This is a genomic window from Variovorax boronicumulans (assembly GCF_029892485.1).
GTDB lineage: Bacteria > Pseudomonadota > Gammaproteobacteria > Burkholderiales > Burkholderiaceae_C > Variovorax > Variovorax boronicumulans_B.
In genome coordinates, this window is the sequence record NZ_JARXVG010000001.1 from 679935 (window position 1) to 693004 (window position 13070).

Genomic DNA, 13070 nt, shown 5'->3' on the forward strand with positions numbered 1-13070 from the left:
GGTTTAGAAACTCGCATTCAGATTGAAGCCGAGCGTAACCTTCGCCGTGCGATAACCCTCGGGCTTGCTGATGGGCGCACCGACGAAGAAGTCGTAGCTCAACTTGGTCCACTGCCCACGCACGCCGACGACGGCACCCGCCAGATTGCGGCCCAGCGTGTCGACTGTGGAGCGCCCGCCCACGTGGCCATAGTCAGCGCCGACATAAAGTTCCGCCCCACTCTGCCCCATGGCCCAGCCGATGTCGTTGCGAAGCAGCCAGCCACGCTCGCCCATGAGGCTGGTCTCGCCGTCGAAGCCGCGCACCGTGTAGCGTCCGCCGATGGCGAAGCGGTCTTGCGGTGTCAGCGGCGTGCGGTTCCACTGCGCGCGGATCAGGCCCGAGTAGCGCAGCTTCTGCTCGCCCAGCTTGAACGGCGCGTTGAGGCTGACGTCGGCGGTGTAGAGCTTCAGGCGCGAAGTGCCTTCGCCGAACTCTTCTTCCGGCGCGGTGCGCGAGCCGAAGCCGCCGGTGCCGCGCTTGTAGGCCAGCGTGCCTTCGAGCGTGGCTTCGCCGATGAACTCCTTGTGGTTCAGGCTCAGCTCCCAGCCGCCGACCACGCGGTGCTGCACCTCGACCTCCTGGTCTTCGATGAAGTTGCGTGATTCGCGGCGGAAGCCTTTGAGCGCCACCGTGGCCTTGCGGCTCTGGTCGCGGTAGAGCAGGCGCGAGAGCTTGACCTCCGCGTTGTTGGTCTTGCCGGCGTAGACGATGTCGCCGTTCAGGCCGGCGACGCTCTGGTGGTACTGGCTGTTGGAAGCCGTGAAGCCGAGCATCCAGTAGCCGAACGGGAGCGAGTAGTGCGCGGTCTGGCCTTTGGTGCCGTAGCTCGGCTCCGAGAGGAAGTGGCTGTTGATGCTGTGGTTGGCGCTGACATAGAACAGGTCATTCAGGCCGAAGGGGTTGTCGAGCGAGACGGTGGCGCCGGCCTGGTTACGGCCGGTGGCCTTGGTGCCGCTGTCGTCCAGGCTCAGGGTGAGGCGCACCTTGCGCGCTTGCACGTACTTGACCACCAGGTCGCTGTCGCCGGGCTTGGCATCGGGAGCGGTCGAGGGCTCGATCTGGATGTCGGCCTCGGCGGTGGGGGCGCGTTTGAGGTTCTCCAGGCCCTGCTCGATGTCGCGCAGGTTCAGCAGGTCGCCAACACGCGCAGGAATCGCACTGGTCAGCAATGCGGAACTACCGAGCAGCGTGGATGAAGAGTCGGGCGTCAGGCGGATGGCTGCGACGCGGCCGGGCACCAGCGACAGGGTCAGCGTGCCGGTAGAAAGATCTTGCGGTGCAGCGAGCACACGGCTGGTGACCCAGTCCTTGGCGATGAGGGCTTGCTGGGCGCGCGCGAGGACTACGTTGACGCCGGCAGTGCCGAGGCACCGGCCGATGGGCGAATCGTTGCCCTCGGGGCCTGACAGATCGGCGACGGCCCATTGGAAGGCGTCGGATTGCTCCCCGACCAGCAGCACACGTTCGATGCGAAAGCACGGTGACTCGGATGCGGGGATGCGTTGAGTTGGCGCCGGTGGCACGACTTGGGGCCGCTGGTCGACAGTGCGCTCGTTCTGCTCTCGCAGGGCGCGTTCCCGTTCTTGCTGGCGTTGCTGCTCGACGAACGGTTGTGGCGTGGTGGATGATTGCTGGGCAAGCGCCATCAGCGGGCCGCCCAACATCACGCCAGCGAGCATGGCGCTCAATTTCGTTTTCAAGTTCTCTCCCCTCGTTGTTCTATTTGCAAGCATCGCGCACAAAGTAGCGCGTCCAACACCAAAGTTTCAAATGCAGGTTTCGTCTCAGCTTGAAGAAGCTCAAGGCCCCGCCGAGCGCACCGCAGCTGACGAGGCTTGCGCACGAATGTTTCGAGCAATCTCTGCCGCTAGCGTCTTGCGGATGGTCGAACAGTTCATGAGAGTGACAGCTTCATCTTCTTTCTTGCTTATCAAACTTCGCCGTTTGCAGAGTCGACTGCTCTTAGAACTGTGATTGAACTGGCTTAGCACATTTGGGATGCAGAACATGGCGCGAAAAATCCGGCATTCGCCGACCCTAAAGAAAAACTCAAACAGGCAACACAACAATTCTCTCAAAACAACCCTCGTCACTGAGAAACGTTTTCCAAGCCTCTAAAGCCCGTAGATAGGTAAGTAAGCTTACCCGTCCTCCTCGGGGCCCATCCATAATTGCGTATTCAAATTCAACGCCATCGAGACCAAGTTCAACAGTCCATGCATTACCAGTCGACTTCCAGGTTTTTAGCTGTCCGGTCATAATATTTTCGGCAGCTAGCATCAACCGGCTCGCATCACCCTCTGTGAGCACATCATCCCGCAACTGTGATGACAAATATTGAATCTCACTTGACGAGGCGATCGATTCATTCAACTCATCTCGCAAGATTTCACAATTTAATCGAAAACCCGGAAAAAATCCTTTTTTTCTTAATTTTTGATAATGCTCAGTCTCAGGCCAAATCTCTTTTTCCCTGGTGAATTTTATTTTCATAGCTTACCTTAACGGCCAACCGCGCCATTGAGTGACAGACCCCGCAGGAGGCACAAACCGAACTTCAACACCGGCCGGTGTAATACCAATCCATTGACCTCCAACGGAGACCTTATTATCAAAGGCTGCTGCCAATTCGTATTTAAGTCTTGCCTCGGTCCAGCTTTGCGGAAAAAATGTAGATGCGGCGTTTTTGTCGATCCATTGACCCGATGAATTTTGGACCTGCACTGTGCCGGTGTAAACACCATTTGCATTTGGCGGACTTGTATAATTTGTAACTCGGGCTGCGCCTTCGCCGCTGGGTTCGTGATGAAAGCCAACCGCGTTGCCCCGCAGATTTATGTGGCCCTGAGCGATGTGATCAACATCGATTTGACCGAGTGCAGCCTGGTTGGTTCGTTTAGCATAATAATCATTGATGCTATCGCCCATTCGCTGCCCCGGAGTTAACCCCTTTCTCGGTGCCTTTCCTCCGTCCCCATCGATAAGCGATATGCCCAAAACTGCGGCGAATATCGCTGGGTTACTTGCCAGTGCATCTCGAACATATTGATCGACAGGATTATTTTCATCAGAGCGACCCGATTGCATTCGAGTAATTGCACCTGACAACTCTTGGACACCAAAAGGCGATCGCCCCGCTTGGTCATTCAAGAATTTTGAAGCAGCCGCATTGGGATCAAGCCTTGAGATAGCCTCATCACGTGTCCGCGCGTAGATCGATCTTTCAAGAGTTCTGTCGTCGACGCACGCTTGGCTGTCTCCGCACATCGCGGTGATTCGCTCGTCGCTAAGCAAGCCTATTTGAGCTTCGGCTTGCGCAGCCACACCTTCGCAGCTTGCCGTTCCTTTGCAACCTTGCCCTGCCGCGAGAATGCGATTTTGAACCTTGGCATCTCGGATTTGCTCAGGATGAGCGAGAAAGTTGTTAGCGGCCGCATTTCCGCCCGCTTGGCTGCCGAGGTTAATTTGACTTGCGTCGGCGCCCGTGATGGCCACAGCAAGGCCGCTGATCATCGCTGCAAATTGCACCGTATCAGTCTGTCGACCGTAAGCTTCCGCGGCGAGTTCCCCGATGGCAGCCCCCAGGGCCCCAGCACCACACCCGCTTGCACTGTCCGCTCTTACGGCCCCAACCATACAACCCGCAATCGCATGAGCCACCTTGTTGGTGAAATCATCAAGGACGTTTTTCTTAGTCAAGTCGCCGATCTCATACGCGGCTTGAGCAGCAATCGTGTCGAGGATTGCGTCTTTGAGACCGTTCTTCAAATTCTCCTCAAAACTCCCTCCGTTGATCGCAGAACCAATCACCGCACGGGCAGCCCCCGCCTGCAAGTTTTGCCCTAATTGAGTAAAGAATGATTGACTTCCCCCACCGGCCGTCGGCAAACCCGTCGGATTGAGATTCATCGAACCAAGCACGCCGCCAGTTACGATAGCAGTCAAAAGATTCTTAATGCTCGCGCTGCTGCCCAGATCATGCAAAGCGGCACCAATGTCGCCCTGGTTGTTGATGAGCGCAATCGACGCTTGCGCAGCCAGCGTCGTGATGCCAGCCGTAACGGCCCCGCTAACAAAGGTGCCGACGGCCGCGCCGACACCGCTTCCCGCCGCGAAGACCGAGCCCTCGATGACCACGCCCTGGCCGACCGCTACCGCGGCAGCGTCACCTGTCACGCCACCTGCTGCAGCGCCGATCTCAGAGGCTGCACCCGCCGTGAAGTACGCCACGACGATCGTCACGATCGCCGCCCCTTCCGGCGTCAATCCCTGCTGGTCGTAGTTCCAGTTCTTGTGCGCCTCTTCGACCCGTTGCCAATTGATCTTGTCTTTGAGCTTGGGATCGTTGGTCAGTTGATCGACCCACGCCATGCCCGGTTGCTTGGCCAACTGTTCGACGCTGTCCCTGGCCCCAAGCCCTGCCTGAATGTGGTTCGCGGCGACCGTCAACTGCCCCACATTGAACTGGTTGTAATTCGTGGTCTGGTCGCTCTGCCCCTTGTCCTTGATTTTTTGGTAGGCCAGGTCGCGCCCTTGACTGGTGGTCTGCTCGCTGTGCTCGGTGGTCTGCGTGCCCAGAATGAGCTGGTCGGCTTGCAAGGTCAGCATGCCGGGGGTGTTCACCGTCGTACCAGCCATCGCTAACGTGTCCACCGCCGAGATGGACACGTTGGCCCCGTTCAGGGTCGTGCGCGTCAGCGTGCTGTCCTCGACCTTGGTCTCTGTGGTCTTCTTCGCGTTGATGCCCGTGCTCGGGTCGTGCCATAGGAACTGACCGGGCTCAATACCCTTGGTTCGGAAACTGTTGGACGAGGTCGCCGAGGTGCTGTTGGTTGCGCCCTGGATGATGACGTTGCCGCCCTTGACGTTGACGTCCTTCGCCGCATCGACTTGCACGCCCTGAAGGAAAACGGTGTTGCCGGACTGGAGCAGAACCCCGCCCTGGCTGCTGTCGATAGTGCTGGCCGACGCCGTGTCTGTTTTGATGTCGATACCGATCGTGCTTGCCTTGCCGTAGGGCAGCGACGGAATGGTCGGAGTCCCCATCAGCACCCCGCCGAGACCGCCAATCCCCTTCTTGTCGCTCTGCAGCTCCGTGCTGGCGCTGCTGGTGTTGCGCCCCTCGAAGATGCTCAAGTCCCTACCGGCACTGATCGCCACGCCCTGGGTGCCGCTGATGTGCGAACCCTCGATGGTGATATCCCTCGCGGCATCCATGGACACGATGCCGCCCGACAGGTAGCTGCCGACGCTGGTACTGCTGCTGTATTCGCCCGTGAGCTTGTTGTCGGTTCGGCTGAAGGTGCCCTTATCCTTCCACTGCGCACTGAAATTCCCCGATGCATCGGTCTTGCCGGAGACAACATTGATGTCTCTGTCCGCGTGCAGGCTCAGCAGCCCCTTGCCAGCATCGACCGTGCCCTGTCTGATATTGACGTCCTGTCCAGCGTTGAACAGCGTGGTCCCATTGGTCGTGATCGTCGTACCGAGTTCTCTGCTCGTTGTGGACTGACCGCTGACCTTGTCGCCAAAGGCCACTCCAGTCGAGGACGTGGTGACGGTGCCAAGGTTGATGTCGTTCTTGGCTTTGAACGATGTCAGGCCACCGCCCTGGTTCGACACGATGGCGCCGACCAGATTGATGTCATGCCCGACACTGGCCACCAGCGTGCCTCCGGGGTTGGTCACATACAGACCGGCGATACGGTCAATACCCGTATTTCCAAGGGCCGTACCCGTGGTCGTGCGCACGTTGATGTCACGCCCAGCGTCCAGCGTCAGCTTGTCCTTGGCGTCGATCGTGCCGCCGATGTTGTTGATGTCGAGCTGGGCCTTCAGGGCGACTTGACCGCCGCTGATGCGTCCGCCCAAGTTGTCGATGGTGCTGGCATTGATGCTGACCAACTGCCGCCCGGCGATGGTGCCGGTGTTCACCAGGTTGTTGTCCTTGCCATCGATCCGGACTTGGTTGCCCGCAAGCAGCGCGCCCGATCCGTCGATATCGCCAGGCCGCACGCGCACGTATACCTGCGGCACGAGCACTTGCTGTTTGCTGCCATCTGGCAGCGTGACCGTCTGCTCGACCAGCCAGACGATGTCGCTGGTGAGCTGGGCCATCTGAGCTGACGTCAATGCGATGCCCGGACGCAGGCCATACTCTTTGGCGAAGGTGGCACCGGCGTTCATCAGTGCGGCGTATTGGTCCTCGTCACTGGAATAGCCATCGAGGTAGCGGTAGCCCGTGAGCTGGGCAACTTGCTCGCGAATAAGCTTCTGTTCGTAGAACCCGTCGCCCAGACGCTTGAGCGTGTTGTTGGGGTCCAGGCCCAGGTTGTTCAGCAGGTAGTCGCTGCTGAGCCAGTTGCGGTAGTTGGCAAAGCGCGGATCGGATTCGATCAGATAACTGCCGGGTCCGGCCCGGACGCCGAACAGGCTGGCATTGGGTATGTTCGTGTTCGGTATGCTGGTGCGCACAACCATGGGAAGGGTCTGGGTTGCGCCAGTCCCTACGGCACCGTTGGCGCCGTTCGCATTGCCCGCCGTGTTGCCGTTGCCGCCGACCACTGACCCGACGTTCGCTGCCACCTGCACAATGACACCGGGACCGCTGCCGCCGACACCGCCAGTACCGGTGCCGCCGGTGCTTACGCTACCCGTCCCTGCAGAGCCGATGGCATAGCCCTGAGTGCCATTGGTGTTCTCGATGTACTCGTAGCTACCTACATTGACAGTGGCGGGTGTGCCGAATTGGATCACCGGGGACTGTGGCTGCCCCTTGTCATTGACGATCGTTGCGAAGGCGTCGGTCTTGCTTGTGCCTTGTAGCGCCGTGCTCTTGACATTCGTTGCGAAGATCATACCGCCCGCGATGATGCGGCTGTCTTTGTTCCAGACCTGTCCATTGAGGGTCATGTCACCGCCCGAAGCGATGCGGGACGGATCGGCGTTGATTGCGGTATCGGCAGTCGTCGTGAAAGTACTGTTCCAGATGCCGTAGCCGTTGCTGTACAGCAAGGCACCCGTGGAGCCGTCCGGATTGCGCGCCCAGACGAAGGGTTGCCCTGGAATGATGACAACCTGGTCCATCGTGTACATGCCGCTGCCGCCGACCGGGGCAATGGTCGTCACTGGGCCAGTTGTGGCGGTCGTCTGTGGCCCCAACTGGACATGCGTGTCCCAGTTGTTGATCTGCCCCATGGCGACGGACATGTTGCCCAGCGCCTCGATGTTGGCGCTCAGGTTATTGAGGACTGCGCCCTGCCCCGTGGCAAAGCGATTGGCATCTAGTGCGCCGCCAATGAACATGTCTCCCGAGCTGAAGATCAGCGCGTGCTCGCGATTGTTGACAACGCTTGCACCGATATCGAGGGTATCTCGAGCTGCGATGGTCCCTGCCTTAGTGACACCACTGACTGTCTCCGCATCGTTGTTGAGCGTGCCAACTGCGATAGAGACGGCGTCGCCGTAGATACGGCCGCTGCCAATGTTGTTCAGCGTCCCCGCATTGACCTGCGTCGCGCCTTGGCTGTCGATGAGACCGCGATTCGTCAATGTACCGCTGGCGCTGGCGACTGCTTTCGCCCCCGACATCTCCGCATTGACCGTGTTATTGACGTTGTTGCCGCCTACCGTGAGCGTCTGCCCCGCCACTAGCTTATTGTTGTTCGTGAAGTTGCCCGTCGTCGTGTAGCTCAAGTTTCCATTGGCAGCCACCTCGCCGTTGTTGACGATGTCCTGCGTGAGGGCAATGCTCAGGTCCTTGCCCGAGAGGGCCTTGCCATCGCCGCTGAAAGTCGCAGCGTCGATCTTGACGCTCTTGTCGGCCACCAGCGTGCCGTTGGTGTTGACAAGGCTCAGCGTCTTGGCACCGGGGTTCGCGGCATTGGGATCGACGATGGCCAGCGTGTCGCCGGCCGAGATCAAGCCATTGGAGTTCGTGACAGTTCCGCCGCTCGTGATGGTGGCGTTGACGTCGGCACGGATCGCGCCCTTGTCGTTGTTCAGATTGCCGGTGCCGATGACAACGTTTTTGCCCTCGATGCCCTGGTCCGTGCCCTGCGTGCTCGTGTTGACGATGGAGCCGGCGTTCAGCGTAGTGGTCGCAAGGGAGCGCACGAGACCGCTGGTGTTCTGGATATCCCCGGCATTGATCGAGAGATCGCCCACCGCCTGTGTCTTGCCACCGCCGTTGTTGTAGCTCGCGCCGTTGGTGTTGATGGCGACGGCGGACTGGCCGAGGACGACACCGCCAGCCGCGTTGGAGAACGCTTGGGTTTTGGCGGTCAGCGCGTTCTTCGAGCCGATGAAGCCGGCCGTGTTGTTCAGCGCTCCTGTCTTCAGGTCGAGCGTGCCGGTACTGGTGATGCCACCCTGCTGATTGCTGTAGCCAGCCGAATTGGTATTGCTCAGGCTTTGACCATTCGTGTTGATGGTCATCGCGCCGCCAGACTGGATCCGTCCCGCGTCGTTGATCAGAGCACCCGAGCTGATGGCCACCGTGGTGGTTGCCGCCATCGTGCCGCTCGCGCTGTTGTCTAACGTGGCGCCGTGCGTGTCCACCGTCAGGCTGTTGCCGAAGACCTTGCCCGATTGGTTGACCAGACCGCCATTGCTCAGGCTGGTGATGCCACCAGCCTGCAGAGTGCCGTCATTGTTGATCGTCTGGCCTGTGGTTGCGACCGTCAGATTGCCGTTGACGGCCGCCGTCGTGCCCGCGCTGTTGTCCAAGCTGGCGGCGCTGAGCGTGGTGTTGCCATTGGCCGCGAGCGTTCCGCCGAGGTTCGTTGCGGCGCCCGCGATGGTGGCATTCAAGTTACCGACGGCCGTCACGCTGCCAGTATTGTTGTTGAGGCTGCCTGACGCGATGGTGGTGTTGCCACCGGCGCCGATCACGCCCTTGTTGCTGTTGTCGAGCAGGCCGCCAACAGTGAGGTCCAGGTTGGATGTTTCGGCAGCGCGGATCGAGCCGCCTTGGTTTATCAGACTGCCGGCCGCGATGGTCGTGCTGCTATTGCTGGCGATGACGCCGGCGTTGCTGTTGTCCAGTGCGCCCACGACGTTGATGCGCGTGGCATTCACGCCGGTCTGAACGATCTGGCCGCCGCGATTGCTCAAGGAGCCGGCGTCGACCGTGATCTGCTTGGCGCTGGTCGCGCCGCCGTCCTGGTTGAAGGCGCCGGACATGGCAACCACCAGCGCGTTGTTCGTGGTGATCTGGCCGTTGGCGCCGTTGAAGCTGCCGCCTGCGATGGTCAGCGTGCCGTTGCCCGCGTGTTCGATCTTGCCGTTGGCATTGCCGATGGTCGCGCCTTGCAGCGTGAGATCCTGCCCATTGCTGGCGATGCGACCGCTGTCGTTATTCAACGTGCCGCTGGTCGCGATGGTGGTCGCACCGGTGCCCGTCTGCACAATCTCACCGACGTTCGTGTTGGCAAGGTTCGAGACATTGATCTGCAACTGGCCGGCGTTGAGCGTGCCTGCGTTATTCGCGAGCGTCTGCATTGCTTTGCTGTTTGCCGTGACGCTCAGGGTCCCCGGCGTCACGACTGTGGCCTTGCTCGTGATCACGTCGCCTTGCGTCGCTGTAACGGCGATGTTGGCCGCACTTGTCTGGCTGGTCGACAAATCGACGCTCGTGCCTTGCAGCGTGGCATTGCCGGCAGCGATGTTGTTGCCGTAGGCAGTCAACACGCCGGAGGTCGTCACGCGCAGATCGCCTGCAGCCCCAAGCTTGCCGTCGTTCTGCACACCGGCGCCGAGCACCCCGGTGCTGCTGCTTTGCAAGCTTCCAGCCGTGATCGTCGTGTTGCGGCCCGCAGTGATGCTGCCGTCATTGGTCATTGCGCCGCCGACCGCAACGCTGACGTCGTTCGCGCCGCGCAAGCTGCCGCCGTTGGCGAGCGAACCAGCCTGAACGCCCAGATCCGCGGCCGCATTGATGCTGCCGCCGCTGCCGTTGATCAGGACGTTGGTCACTCCAAGCTGCACACCGGCCTGTGCCGACTGGATGCTGCCCTTGGTGTTGTCCAGCGAGCCGCTGTTGAGCGCTAGACCTTGATTGGATGCAAGGGTCCCACCGGTGTTGTTCGTAGCGCCGGCCACGTTCGCGGTCAAGGCGCCCGTCGCCGATATCGTTCCGCGCGTGTTGTCAGCCTTGCCACCTACCGTGAGATTCGCATCGCTGGCACTCGTCAGCGTGCCGTCGACGTTGATCAGGTCTCCGCTGCTTGCGATGTTCAGGCTGCCCGCGTTCAGCTTGCCGCCAGTGTTGTCGAAGCGATCGACGTTCGCACTGAAGCCATTGCTGATGTTCAGCGTGCCCCCATGGTTGTCGAAGGTGGGCTGGTTGACCGTCATGCTGGCGAGGCTCAGGGTCCCGCCGTTGTTGTTGATGTTCGCGCTCTGCAGCGTGATCGGGCCGCCTGCGTAAATGCGGCCACCGTCGTTGAGGATCGAGCCCGCCGCGGTGATGACGCCCGGCGAGGGTGGGACATACGGTGCAGGCGTGATGGTGGCCCCGGAACCGCTGCCGCCTCCGGAAGCGGGTGTGCCTGGGGTGGCAGTGCCGCCGCCCGTGGCTGCGCCACCTCCGCTACCCGGACTCGCGCCGCCGCCTGGCTGCGATGGCGCCTCCGAAACCGGCTCCAGTCCGATCACACCCCCGTTGGTGTTGCTCAAAGCCGGCGCAGAAATCCCCAGCGCCGCACTGCTGGTCTGGCGGATCGTGCCGCCGCTGCGGTTGTCGATGTTGCCTGCCGCGCTCGCGAGTTCGACGCGTGCCCCTTCGAGCGTACCGCCCGTGCCGTTGAGCGAATTGCCCAGCGTGTCTTGCGTCGCAACCTTCAGGTTGCCGCCGCTGCTGATGCGCCCGCTGTTGGCAAGGCTCGCCGCGGCGAGGTTTGCATCAGCCGTGGCCTGGATCGTTCCGATGTTCTCGAGGCGGCCCGCGCTGGTCACCACCAACTGCCCCGCACCCGCAAGCGCAGGGGTGCTTAGCGCGGCCTGGATCGTGCCGGCATTGCGCACGCCAAGACCCGCTTCAGTGCCGATGAGCACGATCTTGCCCGCGTACATGCCGCCGAGCGCGGCCACATCGAGGGCAAAGGTAGGTGCAGCGCCAGTGCCAGCAGTCGGGCTGATCTGGCTGTGATCAGCCGAGACCTGGTTGGCGCCGGTCACGACTTTCAGTTCACTGGCCCAGATGCCCGCATTGGCCTCCACGGCCCGCGCGAGGATCGCCGCATAGTCGGTCTTGCTCGCATCGAGACCCGCACCGTTGATGGTGATGGTCCCGCCGCGCACGAGGAAGCTGTCGAGGCCACCGAGCGCATTGAGCTGCGGGGTGCCCGTGGTCAGGGTGGCGCGGCTCGCGTTGATGAAGCCTGCGCCGTCCACGTTGATGCCGGCCGGGTTCGCGATGATGATTTCCGCGCGCTGCCCAGCAACCTCCATGTAGCCGCGCAGCTGGCTCACGTTGCCGCCGTTGACTTCGTTCAGGATGATGCGCGCCGGTCCCCCAGCCAAGTACGGATTGCCCTGAACGATGCCGCCGAGCTGCGTCTGCACATTCGTGCGGCTGTTGTTGAAGATCGCGCCGTTGGGTCCGACGTTGAGCTGGTTGTAGATGTTGCGCGAAACGCCTGCGGCCGAAGGCGTCTGTATGTTGATCAGCGGCACGCCGTTGGGCGCCACCAGCACGGTGGGGCGCAGGCTGCCGGGAACGTTGGGCGCGCCGACGATCTGGGCCTGCCCCGGCGATGCACCCAGCAAGCCAAAGAGTGCGACCGCGGCGGCAGCCGCTGACGCCGCGCCACTGGCGCTACCGGTTGTCTTGGACTTCCCTTTGCCAGTGCTGGTGGCCGTCTCTTGAACCACCATCCGCATGCCTCTGGCGGCATTGAAGACGATGCGGTGCAAATGGCGGTTCATGTTCGGTCGCTCCCTGATAGTTGGCTGCCCGCGCTGCTCTTTGTGACAAGATGCTTCGGCGAGGCGCGCGATTATGCTGGGCGACCGATTAAGGCGCGCGGCATTTCTTCACGGATTACGACAGGGCGTAGCGCATCTTTTTAGGATGTAGGTCGTACGAATTACATTGATCCGGGGCAAGTGGAATCTGTACAACAGACCAGGTCAACAAAGCGCACGAGTGCACTCCGCCTCTCGACTGAAATGAGCCCTTCTGTCGCCATGTAGCGGCGGGGCTTGGCCTGCTTCAAGGCGCGAACTTGCGTAAGCCCACGGCGGGCATGCATCGCGTCCGCTGACCGCTCAATCTCACACCCGAGACGCATCCGATCCATTCGGTCGAATTCGCGACAACCACAGCTTCCATCAATGCCCAAAAGCTTGAAAAAAACGATGTGCGCGAGCTATCAGTTGCGCATCGGCCGAAATCATTCACGCAGCGTGAAAACCACCGACAAGTAGGAGACTGGCTGTGCCTGTATGGCCTCGATGCCGTGCAAGGCCGTCGCATCGAACAGTAACGAGTCCCCAGCCTTCACCTCGATCACCTTGGTGCCGTAGCGGTAGATGACCTCCCCAGACAGAAAGTAGAGAAACTTCAGACCTGGATGCTGGAAGGTCACGTAGGCTTCTGCATCCGGCAGAAGCGTGACCAAGTAAGGCTCGGCGAACAGATTCCCCGATAGCAGGTGTCCCAGCAGCTCATACCGGTAGTCCGCGACGGCCCCGATGCGATCGACCACCACGCCCTGGCCGGCGGGCACGTGGCAGAAGTCCGTGCGCCGCGCCTGATCCCCGAAAAAGCGAGAGATCGGCACATGCAAGCCCTGCGCGACTCGGTCCAAGGTCTCCACCGACGGCGAAACCAGACCGCGCTCTATGCGCGAGAGCATCGAGGCGGAGATTCCCGACGTTTGGGCCAACGCGCCAGCAGAGGTCCCTACCGCCATACGAAGCGCCCTGATTTGCGCGCCGATGCGCAATGCCGATAGGCTCCGCGCAGGTGCCGGTTCCGGCAGCCGGGCACGGGTTACAGATGCGGGCATTCGCTGGGGACGCG

The 13070-nt window shown here is 61.2% G+C and carries 4 protein-coding genes; all 4 read right to left on the reverse strand.

Features of this window, described 5'->3' with window-relative positions; translation table 11 throughout:
• Window positions 1–3: 3 nt before the first annotated feature.
• The gene (locus tag M2282_RS03290) at window positions 4–1722 is read right to left on the reverse strand and encodes a ShlB/FhaC/HecB family hemolysin secretion/activation protein (protein WP_280807713.1); all 1719 of its coding nucleotides are present in this window, start codon (window positions 1720–1722) and stop codon (window positions 4–6) included.
• A 370-nt stretch (window positions 1723–2092) separates the two neighbouring features.
• Complete coding sequence (locus M2282_RS03295) at window positions 2093–2536, reverse strand: hypothetical protein (RefSeq protein ID WP_280807351.1); 444 nt, start codon at window positions 2534–2536, stop codon at window positions 2093–2095.
• A 3-nt stretch (window positions 2537–2539) separates the two neighbouring features.
• Entirely contained in the window at window positions 2540–11971 is a 9432-nt protein-coding gene (locus M2282_RS03300; RefSeq protein ID WP_280807352.1) for an EndoU domain-containing protein, read from the reverse strand.
• A gap of 467 nt (window positions 11972–12438) precedes the next feature.
• The gene (locus M2282_RS03305) at window positions 12439–13056 is read right to left on the reverse strand and encodes a helix-turn-helix domain-containing protein (protein ID WP_280807353.1); all 618 of its coding nucleotides are present in this window, start codon (window positions 13054–13056) and stop codon (window positions 12439–12441) included.
• Between the last annotated feature and the right edge of the window lie 14 nt (window positions 13057–13070).